The sequence below is a fragment of the Phenylobacterium sp. Root1290 genome (assembly GCF_001425305.1).
In the GTDB taxonomy this organism is placed as follows: domain Bacteria; phylum Pseudomonadota; class Alphaproteobacteria; order Caulobacterales; family Caulobacteraceae; genus Phenylobacterium.
This window is the reverse complement of record NZ_LMEE01000004.1, coordinates 51,941-70,733: the sequence shown is the minus strand read 5'-3', so window position 1 is coordinate 70,733 and position 18,793 is coordinate 51,941. Positions and strand designations below refer to the sequence as shown.

Genomic DNA, 18,793 nt, shown 5'->3' with positions numbered 1-18,793 from the left:
TCAGGTTCGCGCCTTGGCGAGTTCGTCGGCCAATAGTGCGATCTCCTCGACCGCAGCGGCAAGTTCATCGGCGCCGCCCGACTGCTGGCGAGCGGCCGAGGCGGCCTCTGTGGCCGCCGCGCTTGCACTTTCCGCTACGGCCGCGACCTGCTGGACGCCGGCCAGGACCTCGCCAACTCCGCCGCGCACAGTGTCTACGGCCCGGCTGATCTCGGCGCCGGCGGTCCCAACGTCTTCCGCCGCCTCGGCCACCCTGTCCAGGCGCTCGACGATCTGCCGGCTCTTGGCCCCCTCAAGGGCCGCTGTCGCGGCGATCTGGTCCAGGTCGCGGAGCACCTGACCGATGAGGGCCTGGGTGTTTCGAACCAGATCCTTGGCGTCTTCCGCGCTCTCGCCTGCCGTGCGCGCAAGAGCGCGAATATCGCTCGACACCAGCGCAAAGCCCGCGCCCTCATCGCCCGCACGAGCCGCCTCCACCGAGCCGCTGACCGCGAGCATGCTGGTTTGGACCGCCAGCAGCGCGATGGCGTCGATTGTCCGCTCGATATGGCGGGCCGACTGCTGCAGGTCCTGCACGAGATCTACGATCGCCAGGGTGTCATCGCGAGACGTGCCTATGCCGCTGGCGAGACTTTCGACGGTCAGTCGGTTTACACCCAGGCTTTCGCGCGCCTTCTCGGCGCCTTGCAACGACTGCTCTGCGGCGGTTGCGACCGTTTCGACCGAGCGTTCAATCTGCGCCAGGGCGGCGGCGGCCTCCTGCGTGGCCGATGACTGGGACTGGGCGCCCCGGCCGATCTGGTCGATGGCCACGAGGATCTCCGCGGCGCTGCCGGCGAGTTGCTGAATGGTCGCCGACAATTGCTCGGCCGCCGCGGAAATTTCCTGGCTCTGCGCCTCGGCCTGATCCTCGCCCAGAGTGTCGGCCATGGCGGCCAAACCATCAGCGGCCAGCCTGCCTTGATCAAGCGCGCTCCCCTGCTGGGCGACTGAGCGTTGCGCCTCGGCGGCGGCCGCAGCCTGTTCTTCCGCAGCGCTGGAGATGCTTTCGGCCCCTAGCTGCGCTTCGCGCGCGGCGATGTCCGCTTCCATGGCGGCGTTCAGGATCGATTGGCTCGCGGTCGTCAAACTACGGAGATCGGCGCGCAACGCGACCAACTCTTCGGAAGCCTGACGGCCGCGCGAAGCCTCATGGGCGGCCAGGCTGGCCGCGCGCCGCAGTCGCTCGGCGATGACGCGGACCTCAACGCCAATGCGCTCGGCCTGGGTCTTCACCTCCCCTGAGCGTCGCTCCGACGTTTCGGCGAGCGCTCGGACCTCATCGGCGACCACGGAGAACCCGCGACCATCGTGGCCAGCTCTCGCCGCTTCGATCGCCGCGTTGAGGGCTAGCATGTTTGTTTGATCCGAGAGATCGGCGACCTTGGCGCTGAGCTCGGCGATCGCGCCGGATTCAGTCTCGAGCTGCTCGATCATCTTGATCGATCCTAGCTGTCGCTCTGCGTTGGTCTCCACGGCCTCCACGCAATCCTGGATAAGGCCCGCGGCGTCGGCTAGCTCGGTCTCCAGAAACGCGGCGCTATTGCTGTTGCGGCCGGCAAGGCTCTTTGAGTGGGAAAACGCAGCGGCCATGGCCTCCACCGAGGCGAGGGACTGGTGAGCCGCGCTCGCCGCCTGTTCGGCGCCCTCCGAGATCGCGTGCATGGCGCGCTGCAGCTCCTCGGCCGCAGCCGAGCCCTCGGTCATGCCGCTGGCGAGCTCTTGAGTGGCGGCCGCCAGACGCTCGGATAGCCCTTCGCCCCACGCAGGTTTGGCAGGCCGCGCATCTGCGCGTCGCCTTGGCGTGGCCGGGGCCGATGGCGTCTGAGGTTCAACAGGCTTGGCCCGCTTGTTGGCGAGTGCCGATTTCTTGACCAGCGCCATGCCGCCCCTCGTTTGTTCAAAGGCCACCGTCGGCGCGCCATGGAACGCACGCTGGCCGTCTACGGCGCAGCTAACGGTCAAGCTTGCGGCTGGTTCCCTTGACCTGTCGGCTCAATACTTGCCGACGCTTTGGCCTAGCCTTGAGGAGCGACTTGCGTCCCTAACCTATGTTAAAGTGAGACCGTTGGCCGCTGATCCGATTTTTGTCCCAACCGTCCAGGGGGGCTCAGTGAACGCCCTCGGCCCGATAGCAGGTCATGACCTTTCGGGGGCCTTGCCAGATCACGACTTTTTCGGCGCTGCCGTGCTCTTCCAAGAGGAGGACCGCCTCGATCAAGGCTTCAGCGTCGTTGTCGCAATACTCCACAGAGAAGGTCGCCGAAATTCCGCTCGGACTGGTTGGATAGAACGTATAGCTTTCCAATGAATCTGCTCCCGTTTTTGGCGGCAACACGTGGGATCAGATCCCAAGATTTCCAGTCGCGGAATGCCGGGAAGCCCCTCTTCGCGATAGCTTATACTGCGCCGCACATGGGGAATTGTCCAGCACTACAGGTGCTCTTCGATCACGTTGCCGCGACCCTCCTGTCGTTCGTGCTGTATGTCGATCACCTGCTCTTGAATGCTCGGCGTTGCCCCGCAGCATGTCTATCGAACGCCTTCCGAATATTATTGGTCATGCGGAATGGAGGACATCGCATGGAAACTCAGGAAATCTATCGCGGCCGGCTGATCGACCATATCCAACTGGTCGTGAAGGACTTCGGTGCGAGCCGCCGCTTCTACGGAAAGATATTTGAAGCGCTGGCCATGCCGCTTGGCGGCGAGGCGGAGGATTACTTCTGGGTCGACGAGCTCTTCGTCTCCACCGCCGGCAATGAAAACGCGGGCGGTGAGCTGACTGGGCGTGTGCACCTCGCCTTCCAGGCAAAGAACCAAGCCATGGTCGAGGCCTTTTACAAGGCGGGCATGGAGGCCGGCGGGATTGACAACGGCGCGCCTGGCGAGCGGTCTTACCATCCTGGGTACTTCGCCGCGTTTCTGCTCGACCCCGACGGCAACAATATCGAGGCCGTCTATCACGGGCCTCACCAGCGCAATGTGGCCGCCGTGAAGGTCACTTTCTAGGACGCCGGCGTCGCTCGCTGGCCAGGCTCGGCAGGCGGCGTTGCGAGTTGCGCGCGAAGCGCTTCATTCTCCGCCTCGAGATGCGCCAGACGGTCGTGCAATGGACGAACCGCGTCGGTGATCTGCGCCTGGGTGAACCGAGGCGTGATGTGCTGGGCGCAGTTCCAGTCGAACGCGGCGAGACGCAGTTTGTATATACGTTCCAGCCGTGCCCGATAACCGGGGGTCTGCACCGCCGTCGTCAAATCCGGATCGGCCGTGAGGCCGACGATCTCCACGCGTGCGTAGATCTTGAGACGTGCGCGACGAGGGTAGTCGACCAGGAACAGGCAGGCGTGATCGTTCGCCGTCAGGTTGCCGGTGCTGATGTACTGCCGGTTGCCGGCGTAGTCGGCAAAGGCGAGCGTCTGCGGATCGAGGACCTTGAGAAACCCGGCCGGCCCTCCACGATGCTGAACATAGGGCCACCCCGTGTCGGAGACGGAGGCCATGTAGAAGCTGTCGCGATCGGCGATGAAAGCCGCCTCGTTTTCAGTGAACCGATCAGAGGGCCGATCGCCCTCAAAGTCGGTCCAGAGCTGGTCTGCGCCCATCTTCTGCTGAGCCTCAAGGACGCTCGGCGTAATCGCGATATCGAGGAAGCCGTAGGACATCTCTGGCCTCAATGACTTGGTGGGGCGCGCGCGCCTGGGTCGGCGGGCGGGGAAGCGGTCCCGCTCGCCGACGCCGAGCGGGCTACTCGCCGACGCGGATCAGCATCTTGCCCGTGTTTTCTCCTCGGAAGAGTCCGATCAAGCCTTCAGGCGCGCGATCGAACCCGTCGAGGATGGTCTCCTGGTACTTGATGCTTCCGGCCTTCACCCAGGCGCTCATCTCCTCGACGAATTTTGCGTTGAGGTGAGCGAAGTCGCTGGCGACGAAGCCCTCCATGCGGATCCGCCCATAGATTAAGGAGAAGAGGTTTCGCACCCCTTCGCCCTCGCCATTATAGGTCGAGATCATGCCGCAGACCGGAATGCGTCCGCGCACGTTCATTCGCGGCAGCGCGGCGTCGAGGTGGGCGCCCCCGACGTTCTCGAAATAGACGTCGATCCCTTGAGGGGTGACCTCGGCCAGGCGCGGGCCGATCTCTTCGCGCCTGTAGTTGATCACCGCGTCGAGACCAAGCTCCTCGCCCAGCCACTTGGCCTTGTCGTCCGAACCTGTCGAGCCCACCACGTAGCAGCCCTTCAGCTTGGCGATCTGCGCGGCGACCGATCCGACGGCGCCCGCCGCCGTAGAGACGAAAACCTGCTCGCCGTCTTTGAGCGCGCCGACGTCGAGAAGGCCCCCGTATGCCGTGAGACCCGTACCGCCCAGGGCGTGCAGGTAGACGCTCAAGGGAATCTGCGGATCGGCTCGAACGAGGGAGAGCCCCTTGCCGTTGGAGACGAAGCGCTTTCGGAAGCCGGCGCTGTGGCGCACGAGGTCCCCCTCACGGTACTTCTCGTGGCGGGATTCCACGACGCGGCCGATACCGCCGCCGAGGAGCGGAGCGTCCAGCGGCTGATCTGAGTCGAGCCGCGGGCGCATGTAGGGATCGACCGACATCCAGAGGGACTCGACGGTCACCTCGCCGTCGGACGGCTCCCCGACGCTCGCCTCGACATGCGCGAAGTCATCGGGCTCAGGAACCCCGCGGGGCCGGCGGACGAGGTGGATTTCTTCAGTGGTGGTCATGGCGGCCCTGGTGTCGGCTTCAGTTGTGGCTCCAACCTAGGGGGGCAAGGGGGCGCCGGTAAGGGACGGGCGCCGAAATCTCCGCTTTAGAGGCCCCCGGGGCCAGGCTGACGCGCTTCATGGGGGGCGGCATAGGCGTGTCGCCCCCGAAGCGCATCGGGGGCGACACTACGCAAGGGGGAAGCGACCCGCAGGGACCTTCGCACCTGCAGATCCCCACCCTGTGCGTTTCCAAACTCTACACCAGATCGAACCGGTCGGCGTTCATGACTTTCGTCCATGCCGAGATGAAGTCCCTAACAAATTTCTCGCCCGCGTCCGCGGAGGCGTAGACCTCGGAAATGGCGCGAAGCTGAGAGTTGGAGCCAAACACCAAGTCGGTTCGGGTGGCGGTCCACCTTTCCTCTTTAGTCAGGCGGTCGGTGCCGAGGAACACCTCGTCGCCATGGGCGTCGATCTCCTTCCAAGCAGTTTTCATGTCGAGCAGGTTGACGAAGAAGTCGTTGGTGAGCTGGCCGGGCCGATCAGTGAGAACTCCGTGCTTCACGCCGCAGGCGTTGACCTCCAAGACCCGCAGGCCGCCCACCAAGACAGTCATTTGGGGAGCGGACAGGCCGAGCAACTGGGCGCGATCGACCAACAGCTCTTCGGTCGGCACGTTGAACGCTACCTGCAGGTAGTTGCGGAACCCGTCCGCCCGGGGCTCCAAAACTGCGAAGCCCTCCACGTCCGTCTGCTCCTGCGAGGCGTCCGTACGGCCGGGCGTGAAGGGAACCTCCACCCTGTACCCGGCCTGCGCGGCCGCCCTCTCTACGCCGACCGATCCGCCAAGCACGATGAGGTCGGCGATGGAGACCGACTTCGCGCCATCGAAGCTGGTCTTAATGTCCTCATAGGCCTTGAGGGCTCTTGCCAGCTTGATGGGGTCGTTGACCTCCCAGTCCTTCTGAGGCGCCAAGCGCAGGCGACCGCCGTTGGCTCCCCCGCGGTGGTCCGAGCCACGATAGGTCGAGGCCGACGCCCAGGCTGTAGAAACCAGTTCGGCGACCGAGAGCCCCGAAGCGGCGATCTTGTCCTTGAGCGCCGAAATGTCGGCGGCGTCGATGACGGGGCCAATTTGCACGGGGATCGGATCTTGCCAGATCAGGTCCTCGGCGGGCACCTCAGGTCCGAGATAGCGAGCCTTGGGTCCCATGTCGCGATGACAGAGCTTGAACCAGGCTCGGGCGAAGGCGTCGGCGAAGCGCTCCGGATCGTCGCGGAAGCCTTCGGAGATTTCCCGGAAGCCCGGGTCAATCTTCAGCGCCATGTCGGCGGTGGTCATCATGGTGGGGACGCGGCGATCGGGACTGTGAGCGCCAGGCGCCATGTCCTCAGGCTTTTGGGCCACCGGTTGCCATTGCTTGGCGCCCGCGGGACTGCGCACCAGCTCATACTCGTAATCGAGCAACATATGGAAGAAGGTGTTGTCCCATTTGATCGGCGTGGGTGTCCAGGCGCCCTCCAGGCCCGAGGTGATGGTGTGGTCGCCCATCCCGCTCTCGTGGCCGCTCTGCCAGCCCAGGCCCTGCTGGGCGATATCGGCGCCTTCGGGGCCAGATCCGACTTTGGAGGCGTCGCCAGCTCCGTGGGCCTTCCCGAAGGTGTGTCCCCCCGCCGTCAATGCGACGGTCTCTTCATCCGTCATCCCCATGCGGTGGAAGGTTTCGCGAATATCTCGCGCCGACTGCAGAGCGTCGGGCACGCCGCCGGGGCCCTCGGGATTGACGTAGATCAGGCCCATCTGGATCGCCGCCAGGGGGCTCTCCAGCACCATGTTCTTCTCCGGCTGGATGCGGGTCTCGTTTCCTTCCTGCCCGACCCATAGCTCCTCTGTGCCCCAATAGACGTCGCGTTCCGGCTCCCAGACGTCGGCCCTGCCGCCGCCGAAGCCGAACACAGGTCCGCCCATGGACTCGATCGCCACGTTGCCCGCCAGAATCATCAGATCCGCCCAGGAGAGATTGGCGCCGTACTTCTGCTTGATCGGCCAGAGGAGGCGACGGGCCTTGTCGAGGTTGCCGTTGTCGGGCCACGAGTTCAGCGGCGCAAAACGCTGCTGACCTGAGCCTGCCCCGCCGCGGCCGTCGCCGCTGCGGTAGGTTCCGGCGCTGTGCCAGGCCATACGGATGAAGAAGGGGCCGTAGTGGCCGTAGTCTGCCGGCCACCAGGGCTGGCTGTCGGTCATCAATGCGGTCAAGTCACGCTTGACCGCTTGATAGTCGAGCCTCTTGAAGGCGTCGGAGTAGCTAAATCCCTCGTCCATGGGGTCACCGGATCGAAGGATTTCCAGGGAAAGGTGGTTGGGCCACCAGTCGCGATTGGTGCGCCCCAGCAGCGACCGCAGAGCGCCGCGCTCTTTGCGCGGGTCATTAAGCGGGGTTGCGTCATCCATCTCGAAGTCCTCCCGTAACGACGATTTTCGGAAGCCTATGCCCGGCATTTCTTCCTGACCAATGGGAAAACTCTGTTGTCTCCATTGATCGGGTCTATGGAACCCGTCTTTTCCGCTGACCTAAGCCTAACCCCGCCGCAGACAAACCATCGAGCGCTGAAGCAAAAGGACTCTTCGCCAGCGACCGAAGACATCGTGTTGGATCGTCTATCTGTCTGGGAAGTTGAATGATCTCAGGCCTTGGCGCGCGAAGCGCTCAGACAGTCTGACATGAGGTCGTGTGGCTGACAGCCCAGAGAGAGGGATGGATATTGAGGATCGCTATCGTGCGGTGTTCGAAAACATGTCCGAGGGCTTTGTGGTCTGCGAAGCCATAGTCGGGCCGGACGGGCGCCTCGTCGACTACTGGATCCGTGAAGCCAACCCCGTGTTCTGCAGTCGTGTGGCCGGCGCCGCCGAAGTCGTTGGGCGACGCCAACTGGAGGCTAGGCCTGATACCGACACCCGCTGGATCAGCGCCTGCGGGCGGGCTCTGGCGGGAAAGTCCGTACGCTTTGAGTTTGCAGACGCAGAAGGAGGACGTTGGTACGACGTGCACATGATGCGGCTGTCGGATCGTCACTTCGGCCAGTTCTTCATTGATGTCACGGCGCGCCATCAAGCCGCTGAGCGGCAAGCGGCGCTGTTTCTGGAACTCAATCACCGCGTGAAGAACAATCTCACTATCGCCGCATCGTTGCTCGCCCTGCAGGCCCGTTCACAGAAACCTGAGGTCGCTCTCGCGCTAGTCAAGGCCGCGGACCGGATCAGCTCGATCAGCGATCTGCACACCATGCTCTATCAGCAAACGGCGCATGACAAGGTGCAGCTCCAACCCTACCTCGGCAGGCTGGTGGAGCGCTTGTCCTCCAGTCTGCTTGAAGGCGATCGCGTGCAAATTGAATTCGAATGCGATCCCGCCGAGGTCACTGCTGAAGACGCCGTCAGCATTGGACTGATCGTCAATGAGCTCGTCACCAACTCGGTGAAGCACGCCTTCGAGAACGCGCGGGAGGGAAGGGTGACGGTCAAGGCGCAGAGCGGGCCGGACGGGCTTGTGCTGCAGGTCGCCGACAATGGACGCGGTATGGAGCATCGCGCGAATGATAATGGCCTTGGGCTACGCCTAGTCAATTCCCTCGCAGCTGGATTGGGCTCGATCACGTGGAAGACCGGGCCCTCCGGCTCAAGCGTGGAGCTCCACTGTAGGGGCAGGCCAAGCCAAAAGAGCGAAAAGCTGGGGGCGACCTGACCAGCCTCGATGGACGTTGAGCCAATCGAGGCCTCGCCAAGCACGATGGCGGCTGGTGCGGCTCGACCAGTGCGGCGCGAAAGCCGCCGAACTATTCGTTCCGGTCCGCGATGGCCTCGCCGCCTTTTTCTTCTTCGAGCAGGGCGGCGTTGTCGGCGTTCGCCGAAAGTCGGACCTGATCGCCTTCGACTGAGGCGACCAGCGCGGCCGACAGATAGTGATGGTGATCGCCATGCGAGCCGCTGTCTGCGCGTGTAAGCTTGATCCGGCCGCCTTCGACCTTGTCGACCGTGCCGAGATGGACGCCGTCCGCGCCGATGACTTCCATATGTTCCCTGATGGCCGAGAGATCGGTCATGTGGTGCTCCTTTGTTTTGGCTAGCGTCGGATCAACGACGTGGATCACGGGCTGTTCCGCGAGCGTCGACGTCAACTGGCCGCCTTCCACAGCGCATCGAGGCGGCCATTACGCTCTTGCGTCTCCGGAAGTGCATGGGCGCCGTGCGGCCTAAAACGGACGCCAGAACGGCAAATGGCGGCGCAGGCGCTGGAGCCGACATGACGGGCTGTGGGGCTTGCATGAGCCGGCGGACCCTTTGCCCAGGACGTGCGTTTGAGCGTCAAGCTTAAGGATAGGGGCGCGCACGTGGGGGCCGACAGGCGGATTTCTCTGGACCGGATTTTTCCTGGCGACAGCGAGATGGCGCGCAGGATGCGCGCCTTCGACTGGGAAGCATCGCCCCTAGGGTCTCCCGACGCTTGGCCTTCCGAGCTGACCGGGCCGCTCAGCATGATGCTGACTTCCCGCTTCGAGATGTGGCTAGGCTGGGGGCCAGGGCTCAGCTTCTTCTATAACGACGCCTACATTCCCACGCTCGGGGAGAAGCATCCAAGGGCGCTGGGCCAGCCCTTCCAGACCGTGTGGCGCGAAGTCTACGCCGATGTTGAGCCACAGGTTGCGGCGGTAATGTGTGAGGGCCGCGCAACCTGGAATAAGGCGCTGCTCCTGCTTTTGGAGCGCAACGGCTACCCGGAAGAAACCTACCACACCTTCTCCTACAGTCCGCTGCGGGAGGGTGACGACGTACGCGGCATGATGTGCATCGTCACCGAGGAGACCGAGCGCGTCATCAGCGAACGGCGCTTCGAGACGGTGCGGCGCCTGAGCGAATGCCTGATCGGCGCAATGAGCCAGGAAGCCGTGTTGGAAGGGCTATGCGAAGGATTGGCGAGGAACACGGAGGACTTTCCGTTCGCGCTGGTCTTCGTGGAAGGTCCTGCGGGTGATCTGATCGGTCACAGCGCAACGGCCAAGGCCGGGGGGCTGATTGAGCACCCCTGGCCCCTTAAGGGGGAGGCCCGAATCTGCGAGCATCCGTTGGATCTGGCCCTCACCTATCCAATGGGCGGTTGGTCGCTTCCTCCTTCGCGAGCCTTGATCGTTCCTGTGCCCGGTTCGCAGGGTGCGCGCGCCGCGACTCTGGTCCTGGGACTCAACCCGCACCGCCGCGGTGACGCTGGCCTTCTGGACCTGGCCCAGATGATCGCAGACCGGGCGGCGGGGGCGTTCGCCCAGGCCAAGGCCGTAGAGGCCGAGCGCCGACGATCGGACCGGATCTGGACCCATGCGCGCGATCTCATGGTGGTCGTAGATGGCGAGGGTGTCTTCCGCTCCGTGAGCCCAGCCTGGACGCGGGTCTTGGGTCACGACGCCAGCGATGTGATCGGCCGGCGAATGGAAGACTTTGTTGAACCAGAAGACGCCGCCCTCACACGGGTCGCCCTCGCCCAGTGCACTGCAGGCCAAGACGTCACCGGCTTTGAGAACCGTTATCGCACGCGGCAGGGTGGGTGGCGCTGGATTTCATGGAACACCGCCAGCGAGGACGGCCTGATGTATGGCTATGGGCGCGACATCACTGCGGAGAAGCTGCAGGCCCAGCAACTGCGCCATGCTGAGGAGGCGCTACGGCAAGCTCAGAAGATGGAGGCGATCGGGCAACTTACCGGCGGCGTGGCTCACGATTTCAACAATCTCCTCACTGTCATCCGCTCCTCTGCCGACCTGCTCCGAAAGGAAGATCTCCCTGCCGCTCGACGGCGGCGATATATTGACGCCATCGCCGAAACCGCTGACCGCGCCGCCAAACTTACAAGTCAGCTTCTGGCGTTCTCCAGGCGCCAAGCCCTCACCGCGGAGAGCTTTGACGTCCGCAAGAAGGTCGCAGCCCTCGGCGAAATGCTTCGTTCGGTGCTCGGGGCGCGCATTGCGCTGGAAGTGGACATCGCAGGTGAGCCCTGCGTGGTGGAGGCCGACGCCAGCCAATTCGAAACCGCGCTTATAAATCTGGCCGTGAACGCCCGAGACGCCATGGATGGCGAGGGACGCCTCATGGTGCGGATTTTTCCTGCCCGGCGTCCGGACTTGGTGAGCGCCGAGCTGAGTGCGGAGGATAACTTCGTCGCCGTCGCCGTTACCGATCATGGAACGGGCATCTCTCCCGCATCCCTGAGCCGCATATTCGAGCCCTTCTTCACGACGAAGGAAGTCGGGCGCGGCACCGGCCTTGGCCTCAGCCAGGTCTATGGTTTCGCCAAACAATCGGGGGGCGACATCACGGTCGATAGCAGTGAAGGGCGGGGCGCGACGTTCACCCTCTACATGCCTCGATCGGTGAAAACGGTCGCCGAAATCCCGCTCGGTCCAGCTGCGTCCGAGCATCGCCATGAGGGGCGGATCCTTGTGGTCGAAGACAATCCGAAGATCGGCGAGTTCGCGACGCAACTGCTTCGCGACCTTGGCTATGGCGCCGAATGGGTCGCCGACGCGGACTCCGCCCTCACCCGGTTGGAAGGCGATGAAGGGTTCAACCTCGTCTTCAGCGATGTCGTCATGCCGGGCGTCGGCGGCGTTGAATTGGCCCGGTTAATACGGCGTCGGTGGCCGATGATCAGGGTGGTCCTTACGAGCGGTTATAGCGACGCGTTGGCGGCCGATGCGCACCATGGGTTTCTGCTCCTGCGAAAACCCTACTCGATCGAGGAATTATCGCGAACGCTGAGCGATGGGTTCGCAAGCTCGATGCCCGAGCCAGATTCTACGATTAGTCACCGTGCAAGCGATCAGGTGCGTTGACGTCGCCGCGCATGGGCAGGAGAGGCTTGGCCTTGCGCCGGGCCTTCCCATCTAAGAGCGAAGGAGTTCGAAATGGATGTCGCCCCCGCCACCCTCGGATACCTCTTCGGCCTCATGGGAGTGGGCGCCGTGTCGCTGATTGTCGGTCTGCGCGTCGGCGCGCGCGTGCGGCCCGTTGCGCCGGTCTCGCAGGAGGCGCAGCTTCTTGCTGCGATAAGCCTGCTGCGCCGGCATTTTGAAGAAAGAGCGCTTGCGGACTTGGAAGCCTCAGGTGCGAAGCTCTGGTCGCCCGATCCGGCTCGGATCGCGAACCTCAGCTTCGGCGCAGAGGGCGACACGACGGTGAATGTCTCAGGGAACGCCAAGGTTCGATAGGCTGTAGTTGAGCTTTGGAACCACGTTGGGTTGTCGCGCTTTGACCTTTCCATGTGTCCCAATCCAATGCTTGTGCTTTTAGTCGAGGACGAGCCGCTCGTGCGGTGGATCGCTCACGAAGGTCTTGAAGACGCCGGCTACGAAGTGGTCGCCGTTGAGAGTGCCGAAGAGGCGCTGAAGGTGCTCAGATCGCGGCCTGACGTAGGGGTGCTGTTCACTGACGTGGACATGCCGGGGGGTCTTGATGGACTCAGCCTCGCCGATCAGGTTCACCGCGCATGGCCTGCGGTGAAGCTTGTCGTTACATCCGGGCGAGGCATTGATCGCGAGGTGCCCGACGACGGCGCGTTCCTCAACAAGCCTTACTCTTTTGACGACTTGCAGACCGCCATTCTCAACGCCGGCGGCGAAGCTCCCAAGGGCGGAACGAGCTAGGCTGCAGGACGTCACTGCCGGTGACAAAAGGCCCTGTCCGCCCGCCCTTCGGTAGCGCCTGCGCCTAATCTGCGACCCCGCCGCGCAACGGGTCGGCCCCGTCCAGCAGCATGATATGCGCTCGCTGGCGGCGCACGCCGGCGGCGATCTGCTCGATTGTGCGGCCCTGGCGCTTTGGGAGCTTGGGGGAGGCGGTGCGATCGCGAGAAGGAGCTTGGGTGGCGTTTCGGTCCATGTCTGCTCCTTGGGCGGTCAATTGTGGAGGCGGTCAATTGGGGCGGTTCCAGCACTCAACACTTTCCTCCAAGGGAGGTTCAGCCCACGGAGCTTCACAATGACGTCAAGGGAGACGCCCGCCCCGCCTGGTTCTTGTCGAGGCAGCGCGCCCAAGCGGCCGGCCCTTCAGCGCGAAATCGATCGCCTGCGCCGAGCATTTCTGCGACGGCTTCTCCCATCGGGACCGAGCCGCATGGAATAGAGGGGGCGGCGACCCCAGATATAAGACGTCTCACACAACAGTCGTCTCGCACGCCGCCTGATCAACGGTTTTCGCCGACGCACTTTGTGGGGCCAGCCAGAACGCTCGGCAGCGGCCTCGGAAACCGCCCCGTCTCGCCCGAGATGCCGGCGTTCTGGCCTTTCGGGTTGCGTGGCCTGATGTCGCCTTTGCGAGAGTTCGGGTCATGGCTAGACAACCAATGCTGCGTCGAAGTGGGCTTACCGTGGCTTCTGCCTCAAAGATCCAAGTCTATCCGCCCGGGTAAAATGATGCGCCTCGCCAGTGACTGTACGAAACATACAGTATTCGCTAGCCAGTCCGCCGCCTAGAACGTATAGTGAACATATGGTCACGCGTTCGAAGCCTACCTCTCCGCCCGCCAGGGACTCGATCTCGGTCGAACTCGGCGACTGGTTCAAGGCCCACGCCACCGGGGCCGGCGTCATCGCCATCCCATTTGTCGTGATCGCCATATTGGCCACCGCCCTTGCGCGATGGTTCTTTTAGATAATCAAAACTTCCGGCGGTGATTTCACGGCCTGACGCCCGCCAAGGCAAACCTGGCTCGCGGTCCGCGCAAGGCGTTCGTCGAAGACATTTAGAGAGTCGAGGGCATCGCTCCTCATCTCGGTTTGGCTTCGCCTACCCGAAAGCACACAACTCGCGCCGCCGTCAGGCTTCGCGCGTTTTTCTCACAGCCAGCTCATTTGACGCGCCTGGGCGCCGGCTGCGCGGCCGCCCGCCTCATCACCAACTGCGTGGCGCCCAAGGTCAGGGCGTCTTCCACAAGGCCTGTCTTCTTCTGGCCGTATCGACGCATCGCCGCCATCCGCGCCCCAAACGTCAGGTAGGCCGCGGCGACAGCGCCGCCCGCGCCCAGCAGGGCGCCAAGGGCGGCTTGACGGCGAGGCGCCAGCGCAGCGCCTGCCAGAGCCCCCGTCACCAACCGGGCCGCGATGCCGGCGGGCACGATGCGGTCAGGCGCCGAGGTCATCTTGTCGCCCAGCAGCTCGCCGGCCGCCAAGGCCTTGGTCCCAGCCGCGACCAGCGGATGGCTGATGTATCGGGGCGCGCCGTTGTCGGTGGGAAGCGCCCCGGTTCGCGCCGCCTCGCTGACCGCCGCCAGCGGCGTGATGGACCTGGCGCCGGCGACCATACCGATGAGAAGCGAGTTGAGCATGCGTCTCTCCATTACAGACCTCGAAAGACGCGCGAGCGGCAGATTGGCTGCACCCGACGGGCGAACTAGGGATCGGTGAACCCCTTGGCGCTCAGCTCGACCGCGCCTCCCCGCGGATCAGACTTGAAGAGCAAGCCGCCGCTGCGCACCGAACCTCCCGGAACATCGTCGAAAGTGACGCTCGCGGTTTGAGCCGCCGCGCCATGACCGAGCCGCCCTTCGACGTCCACCTGCGCGGCGGGCTGATCTCCGCGGTTCTTGATCTCGATGTGCAGCAGGTAACCGTTTGCGACACGTTCAGAGCCCTTGGAGCGCACCACCAGATCGGGAGGGGCGTCGTGCGCCCGGGCGATGTCGAGAACGATCACCGACAGCACGGCCAGGATGAGCGCCGCACCGACGCCCGCCGCGATCCATTCCAGGAGCGGCGTCTGCGCGCTTTGCGACCCTGGCGATGGGGCCGACTTGCGCGCGGGGCTCGCCTTGTCTTTGACGCTCGCGGCGCGAGGTGATGTCGGCTTGGATTTTGGCTTTGCGGCAGTCATCAGATCACCAGCCGGGCGGTCGCAGCGCCGATGGCGGCGGGGAAGGCCAGCACGAGCACGGTCGCGTTGATTTCCGTGACGGCGAGGCCGTCGAGACGACCAAAGCTCCAGAGGGTATAGGCGCTGATCGCGAAAGAGATGGCGTAAGCCGGGGCCGTGAAGAACACGAAGGTTCCCGCAAAGCCGCCCGAGCCGCGCCGGACGTCCTGGCCGGGGAAACCCAGCTCATAGACCATGACATGCGATAGCAGCAGCGACACCATCAGCAGGAGAAGGCATCTGATCGGTCCCATCTGCCGCGCGATCTGGGAGACTTCCTCGGTCGGGGCGATGTTGAAAGCCAGAAAGAGGGCGCCGACCGCCACCGTGAAGAGCTCCCCACCATAGGCGGTTCGCGCCTTGGTGCGGGTGCGCGCTAGGTCGCTGTCTCCGAACTGTTTCCCGGCAAGCAGCGCGCCCATTGCGCCGGGAATGGCGCATAGAGCGATCTTTCCGGTCGTCTCAAGCGGGGCGTGCTCCAGCCGCAAGGCTCCAAAGAGGCTGAGGACGACGGCGGAAAGCAGCAGGCCGATGCCCAGCGCCGCCAGCATGTCGAGGATCTCATCCTTCAATCGAAAGGTCGGCTCGAATCCGGCGAAGTAGGAGAGGCCAAGCAGCATCGGCAGGCTGGCCAGCACGAGGCCAAGGAGCCTTCCTTGCTCCATGGCGAAGCCCAGCCGCCACATCTCCATCGTCATCAGCAGCGGCAAGGCGAACAAGAGCGCGCCGCCAAAGCCCAAGCCTAGAGCCCTTGCATAGTTACGGTTCGCCGCAAGATTCACGCGCCCTCCAAGCTTGACCAGCTGACCAACGTGGGCAGCGCTTGTGTGTTCCGGCCCAGCCGGCCGGACGCTCACGCCAGGCCCAGCCGATGCGGATGGGTGAACACCTCAAAGCCGTCGCGGCGCGCGATGGCGGCCAGGGTGATCCCGGCCGCGTCTGCGACGCGCAGCGCCAGCGCCGTGGGCGCCGAGAGCGCAGCCAGGACGCCGACGCCCATCCGGGCCGCCTTCTGTACCATCTCGACTGAAACCCGGGAGGTCAGAAGCAGCATCCCCTCGCCAGCCGGCTCGCCAGCGGCGAGCAGGGCCCCGGCGAGCTTGTCGAGCGCGTTGTGGCGGCCGACGTCCTCGCGCACCGCGACCAGGCCTGCCTTGGCCGTCCACAACCCGGCGGCGTGAACCGAGCGGGTCAAAGCGCCAAGCGGTTGTCCGTCCAGGAGGGCGATGGCCAAGCTGAGGTCGCTGGGACTGAAGGCGGGCGAGGCGTGCACCCGCAGCGGCGGACGCGACGCCTCGGCCAGGCTCTCGACGCCGCAGAGCCCGCAACCGGTCGGGCCGATCAGCGCGCGTCGGCGGTTGCGGAAGTCCTGAGCGCGCGCGCCCGCCAGCCACATGCGCAGCTCCAGGCCGCCCGGCTGCTCGACCACGTCCAGCTCGACAAGATCGTCCGGGTGGTCGATTACGCCCTCGGTCAGGCTGAATCCCAAGGCGAAGTCATGCAGATCGGCGGGCGTGGCCATCAGCACGGCGTGGGTGGAACCGTCGTAGACCATGGCGATGGCGACCTCTTCGGCCACCATGCGCGATCCGTGGCTGACGGCGGACGCTCGGACCGCAACGCGGCTGGCTTCTGCGCAGGCGGCGGTCATAGCGGACGAACCCTTGCCTGGGACCTTGAGCGCGACAGCGTCACGGGCACGGCCTTGTAGGCCGGCGTATGCGCCTTTGGATCGTGGTGGCCGAGCGGTACGAGGGGATTGGCTTCGGGGAAGTAGGCCGCGCAGCAGCCGCCCGGAATGTCATAGGCCACGATCTGGAATTGGCGCACGACACGCTCGACGCCGTCGTCGACCGCCGTGGTCAGATCCACCAACTCGCCAGCCGCGAACCCGAGCGCGGAGATGTCCGCGGGGTTCATGAACAGCACCATTCGCGTTCCCTGCACGCCGCGGAACCGGTCATGATAGCCGTAGATGCTGGTGTTGAACTGATCGTTGCTGCGCATGGTCGTCAGCTGCAACACGCCCTCGCGATGCAGACTGGCGAGATCGCCGGCGAAAAGGCGCGTAGGCGTCTTGAAGTTGGCCTTGCCCGAGCGAGTGTTCCACTTGCGCTCCCGCGCCGCCAGCGGGCGCGCCATGCCCCCAGGCAGGAACGCCTTCTCGCCAAGGCCCGTGAAAGTCGCGGGGAAGGTCTCCTCGATCGCCTGACGGATGCGCGCGTAGTCGTCGATCCAGGCCCGCCATGGCGTCTTGGCGTTGGCGGGCAAGGCGGCGAGGGCGAGACCCGCCACGATCGCCGGCTCGGACCGAAGCTCAGGCGAGGCCGGCGTCGCCCGCCCCCGCGAGGCGTGGAAATGCGCCAGGCTGCTCTCCATCGTGACGCTTTGCTCGCCGCTCGCCTGACGGTCGATCTCCAGACGGCCGAGACACGGCAGCAGGTAGGCGACCTCGCCGTGCACCACGTGGCTGCGGTTGAGCTTGGTGGCGATCGCTACGGTCAGGCGCAGCCCGCACCAGGCTTCCTCCACCTTGCCGGTCTCGGGCGCGGCGCGAAGGAAATTGCCGCCGAGGGCGACAAACGCCTTCACCTTCCCGTCGATCATCGCCTGGCAGGCGCTCACGGTCGTGAGGCCTTCCCTGCGCGGGGGCTCGAAATCATACTGCCGGGCCAGAACGTCCAGCGGGGCGAGTTCCGGCTTCTCGGTGATCCCGACCGTGCGTTGGCCCTGGACGTTGGAGTGGCCCCGAACCGGGCAGATCCCCGCGCCCGGCTTGCCGATATTGCCGCCCAGCAGCAGCAGATTGCAGAGCATCTGCACGTTGTCGACGCCGCCCACATGCTGGGTCAGCCCCATGCCATAGATGGCGATCACCCGCTTGGCGGCGCCATAGCTGCGGGCCACGTCGGTCAGCGCCTGGCGACTGAGGCCCGACACGGCCTCGATCTCGCTCCAGGGCGTCGAGCGGCAGTGCTCGGCGAAGGCGGGAAAGCCGGCCGTGTGTTGCGCTATGAACGCATGGTCGAGAACGCGGTGATCCAGCCCGTCGGCCACGGCCGCCTTGATGGAAAAGCCGGCGTCGCCGTCGGTGTCGCCCAGGAGCGCCTCGCGGTCTTTGATCTTGGCCTGGCCGGCGGCCAGCGCGCTGTCGTCGGCTTCGATCAACGCCTTGCAGACCCCCGTGAGCGCGGCGATGTCCCCGCCGACCTTCACCTGATGGATCTCGTCTGCGATCTGGGTCTGGCGGCCGATCACCATCTCCTTGGGCGATTGCGGGTTCTGGAACCGCTCCAGTCCGCGCTCGCGAAGAGGGTTGAAGCCGATGATCTTCACGCCGCGGCGGGCGGCGTCCTGCAACTGATGCAGGATACGCGGCGCGGACGTGCCGGGATTGTGCGCCAGATAGAGGATGAGATCGGTCTGATCGAAGTCTTGCAGCGTCACCGTGCCGACCGAGACGCCGATGCTCTCGGGCAGCGCCACCGAGGTGGATTCGTGGCACATGTTCGAGCTGTCTGGCAGATTGTTGGTGCCATAGAGCCGCGCCAAGAGCTGCCAGAGATAGCTCGTCTCCAGACTCGCGCGGCCGCTGGCGTAAAACACCGTCTGATCGGGGTCGGAGCGCAGCGCGGCCAGTTCCCGGCCGATCTCGCTGAAAGCCTCCTCCCAGGCGACGGGCACATACTTGTCGCTGCCTGCGTCCCAGCGCATGGGGCGCGTCAGTCGTCCAGCCTCCTCAAGGTCGTGGTCGATCCACTGTTCAAGCTCTGCGAGCGTGTGACGCGCGAAGAACGCCTCGTTGGTCCGGCGGCGGGTCAGCTCCCAGGCCGTGGCCTTGGCGCCGTTCTCGCAGAACTCGGCGATCTTCGGCCGGGCCGGCTTGGCCCAGGCGCAGCTTACGCACATCGGCCCGCCAGGCTTGTTCTGATGGGCGAGCGTTTCGACGCCGGCGATCGGCAAGCCCTCTCGCAGGAGGACCTCGCTCACGGAGGCCAGGGACCCATATCCCCCCGCGGGGCCTCCGAACGGCTTGATGGCTGGCTTCGGTTTCGGGCCGCTGTTCACGCGCGCGCTCCCTCTCATGAA

The 18,793-nt window shown here is 64.9% G+C and carries 17 protein-coding genes; 5 read left to right on the top strand and 12 right to left on the bottom strand.

Annotation, left to right across the window (positions count from 1 at the left end; genetic code table 11):
- Window positions 1–1,746: a methyl-accepting chemotaxis protein gene (locus tag ASC79_RS18505; RefSeq protein ID WP_056025908.1), complete on the bottom strand. Its 1,746-nt coding sequence runs from the start codon at window positions 1,744–1,746 to the stop codon at window positions 1–3.
- Window positions 1,747–2,149: 403 nt separating this feature from the next.
- Window positions 2,150–2,347: a hypothetical protein gene (locus tag ASC79_RS18500; RefSeq protein ID WP_056025906.1), complete on the bottom strand. Its 198-nt coding sequence runs from the start codon at window positions 2,345–2,347 to the stop codon at window positions 2,150–2,152.
- 275 nt (window positions 2,348–2,622) lie between these two features.
- On the opposite strand from ASC79_RS18500, the gene ASC79_RS18495 reads away from it, so the two are divergent.
- Entirely contained in the window at window positions 2,623–3,051 is a 429-nt protein-coding gene (locus ASC79_RS18495; protein WP_056025904.1) for a VOC family protein, read from the top strand.
- Here the strand turns inward: ASC79_RS18495 and ASC79_RS18490 are convergent.
- The 3 genes from ASC79_RS18490 to katG all read right to left on the bottom strand — a co-directional run bounded on the left by ASC79_RS18490 (window position 3,048) and on the right by katG (window position 7,204).
- On the bottom strand, window positions 3,048–3,704 hold the full coding sequence (locus ASC79_RS18490) for a pyridoxamine 5'-phosphate oxidase family protein (protein WP_056025902.1): 657 nt from the start codon (window positions 3,702–3,704) through the stop codon (window positions 3,048–3,050). The two genes, ASC79_RS18495 and ASC79_RS18490, sit on opposite strands and share 4 nt — an antisense overlap.
- 82 nt (window positions 3,705–3,786) lie before the next feature.
- Window positions 3,787–4,770: an NADP-dependent oxidoreductase gene (locus tag ASC79_RS18485; protein ID WP_056025900.1), complete on the bottom strand. Its 984-nt coding sequence runs from the start codon at window positions 4,768–4,770 to the stop codon at window positions 3,787–3,789.
- A 238-nt stretch (window positions 4,771–5,008) separates the two neighbouring features.
- Complete coding sequence (gene katG / locus ASC79_RS18480) at window positions 5,009–7,204, bottom strand: catalase/peroxidase HPI (protein WP_056025898.1); 2,196 nt, start codon at window positions 7,202–7,204, stop codon at window positions 5,009–5,011.
- Between the two features lie 304 nt (window positions 7,205–7,508).
- Between katG and ASC79_RS18475 the strand changes: the two genes are divergently transcribed.
- On the top strand, window positions 7,509–8,495 hold the full coding sequence (locus ASC79_RS18475; RefSeq protein WP_056025896.1) for a sensor histidine kinase: 987 nt from the start codon (window positions 7,509–7,511) through the stop codon (window positions 8,493–8,495).
- Between the two features lie 91 nt (window positions 8,496–8,586).
- On the opposite strand, the gene ASC79_RS18470 is transcribed toward ASC79_RS18475, so the two are convergent.
- Window positions 8,587–8,928: a DUF2171 domain-containing protein gene (locus tag ASC79_RS18470; RefSeq protein WP_235528825.1), complete on the bottom strand. Its 342-nt coding sequence runs from the start codon at window positions 8,926–8,928 to the stop codon at window positions 8,587–8,589.
- Window positions 8,929–9,108: 180 nt separating this feature from the next.
- Here ASC79_RS18470 and ASC79_RS18465 point away from each other — a divergent pair, with 180 nt between their 5' ends.
- The 3 genes from ASC79_RS18465 to ASC79_RS18455 all read left to right on the top strand — a co-directional run bounded on the left by ASC79_RS18465 (window position 9,109) and on the right by ASC79_RS18455 (window position 12,441).
- Window positions 9,109–11,631, top strand: coding sequence for an ATP-binding protein (locus ASC79_RS18465; RefSeq protein WP_056025895.1), 2,523 nt, complete (start codon window positions 9,109–9,111; stop codon window positions 11,629–11,631).
- 72 nt (window positions 11,632–11,703) lie between these two features.
- Window positions 11,704–12,006, top strand: coding sequence for a hypothetical protein (locus tag ASC79_RS18460; protein WP_056025893.1), 303 nt, complete (start codon window positions 11,704–11,706; stop codon window positions 12,004–12,006).
- Window positions 12,007–12,036: 30 nt separating this feature from the next.
- Complete coding sequence (locus ASC79_RS18455; protein ID WP_235528877.1) at window positions 12,037–12,441, top strand: response regulator; 405 nt, start codon at window positions 12,037–12,039, stop codon at window positions 12,439–12,441.
- A gap of 64 nt (window positions 12,442–12,505) precedes the next feature.
- Here the strand turns inward: ASC79_RS18455 and ASC79_RS21210 are convergent, their stop codons facing one another.
- The 6 genes from ASC79_RS21210 to ASC79_RS18430 all read right to left on the bottom strand — a co-directional run bounded on the left by ASC79_RS21210 (window position 12,506) and on the right by ASC79_RS18430 (window position 18,790).
- Window positions 12,506–12,676, bottom strand: coding sequence for a hypothetical protein (locus ASC79_RS21210; protein WP_156378483.1), 171 nt, complete (start codon window positions 12,674–12,676; stop codon window positions 12,506–12,508).
- Between the two features lie 967 nt (window positions 12,677–13,643).
- Window positions 13,644–14,120 (bottom strand): hypothetical protein, encoded by a 477-nt coding sequence (locus ASC79_RS18450; protein ID WP_056025887.1) that lies wholly within the window; start codon window positions 14,118–14,120, stop codon window positions 13,644–13,646.
- Window positions 14,121–14,185: 65 nt separating this feature from the next.
- Window positions 14,186–14,665: a hypothetical protein gene (locus ASC79_RS18445; RefSeq protein ID WP_056025885.1), complete on the bottom strand. Its 480-nt coding sequence runs from the start codon at window positions 14,663–14,665 to the stop codon at window positions 14,186–14,188.
- On the bottom strand, window positions 14,665–15,561 hold the full coding sequence (locus tag ASC79_RS18440) for a TIGR02587 family membrane protein (RefSeq protein WP_200937236.1): 897 nt from the start codon (window positions 15,559–15,561) through the stop codon (window positions 14,665–14,667). The genes ASC79_RS18445 and ASC79_RS18440 overlap by 1 nt, the downstream gene beginning before the upstream one ends.
- Window positions 15,558–16,355 (bottom strand): formate dehydrogenase accessory sulfurtransferase FdhD, encoded by a 798-nt coding sequence (fdhD, locus tag ASC79_RS18435; protein ID WP_056025881.1) that lies wholly within the window; start codon window positions 16,353–16,355, stop codon window positions 15,558–15,560. The genes ASC79_RS18440 and fdhD overlap by 4 nt, the downstream gene beginning before the upstream one ends.
- A complete protein-coding gene (locus tag ASC79_RS18430; protein ID WP_156378482.1) occupies window positions 16,352–18,790 on the bottom strand; it encodes an FdhF/YdeP family oxidoreductase in 2,439 nt (812 codons plus the stop codon). Before ASC79_RS18430 ends, fdhD begins: the two co-directional genes overlap by 4 nt.
- Between the last annotated feature and the right edge of the window lie 3 nt (window positions 18,791–18,793).

Excerpts from the sequence above, each read along its gene's own strand:
- ASC79_RS18505 (WP_056025908.1), bottom strand. The coding sequence starts at position 1,746 with ATGACCGAGGGCTCGGCTGCGGCCGAGGAGCTGCAGCGCGCCATGCAC.
- ASC79_RS18445 (WP_056025885.1), bottom strand. The coding sequence starts at position 14,665 with ATGACTGCCGCAAAGCCAAAATCCAAGCCGACATCACCTCGCGCCGCG.
- ASC79_RS18490 (WP_056025902.1), bottom strand. The coding sequence starts at position 3,704 with ATGTCCTACGGCTTCCTCGATATCGCGATTACGCCGAGCGTCCTTGAG.
- ASC79_RS18460 (WP_056025893.1), top strand. The coding sequence starts at position 11,704 with ATGGATGTCGCCCCCGCCACCCTCGGATACCTCTTCGGCCTCATGGGA.
- ASC79_RS18430 (WP_156378482.1), bottom strand. The coding sequence starts at position 18,790 with ATGAGAGGGAGCGCGCGCGTGAACAGCGGCCCGAAACCGAAGCCAGCC.
- ASC79_RS18485 (WP_056025900.1), bottom strand. The coding sequence starts at position 4,770 with ATGACCACCACTGAAGAAATCCACCTCGTCCGCCGGCCCCGCGGGGTT.
- fdhD (WP_056025881.1), bottom strand. The coding sequence starts at position 16,355 with ATGACCGCCGCCTGCGCAGAAGCCAGCCGCGTTGCGGTCCGAGCGTCC.
- ASC79_RS18450 (WP_056025887.1), bottom strand. The coding sequence starts at position 14,120 with ATGCTCAACTCGCTTCTCATCGGTATGGTCGCCGGCGCCAGGTCCATC.
- katG (WP_056025898.1), bottom strand. The coding sequence starts at position 7,204 with ATGGATGACGCAACCCCGCTTAATGACCCGCGCAAAGAGCGCGGCGCT.
- ASC79_RS18475 (WP_056025896.1), top strand. The coding sequence starts at position 7,509 with ATGGATATTGAGGATCGCTATCGTGCGGTGTTCGAAAACATGTCCGAG.
- ASC79_RS21210 (WP_156378483.1), bottom strand. The coding sequence starts at position 12,676 with ATGGACCGAAACGCCACCCAAGCTCCTTCTCGCGATCGCACCGCCTCC.
- ASC79_RS18495 (WP_056025904.1), top strand. The coding sequence starts at position 2,623 with ATGGAAACTCAGGAAATCTATCGCGGCCGGCTGATCGACCATATCCAA.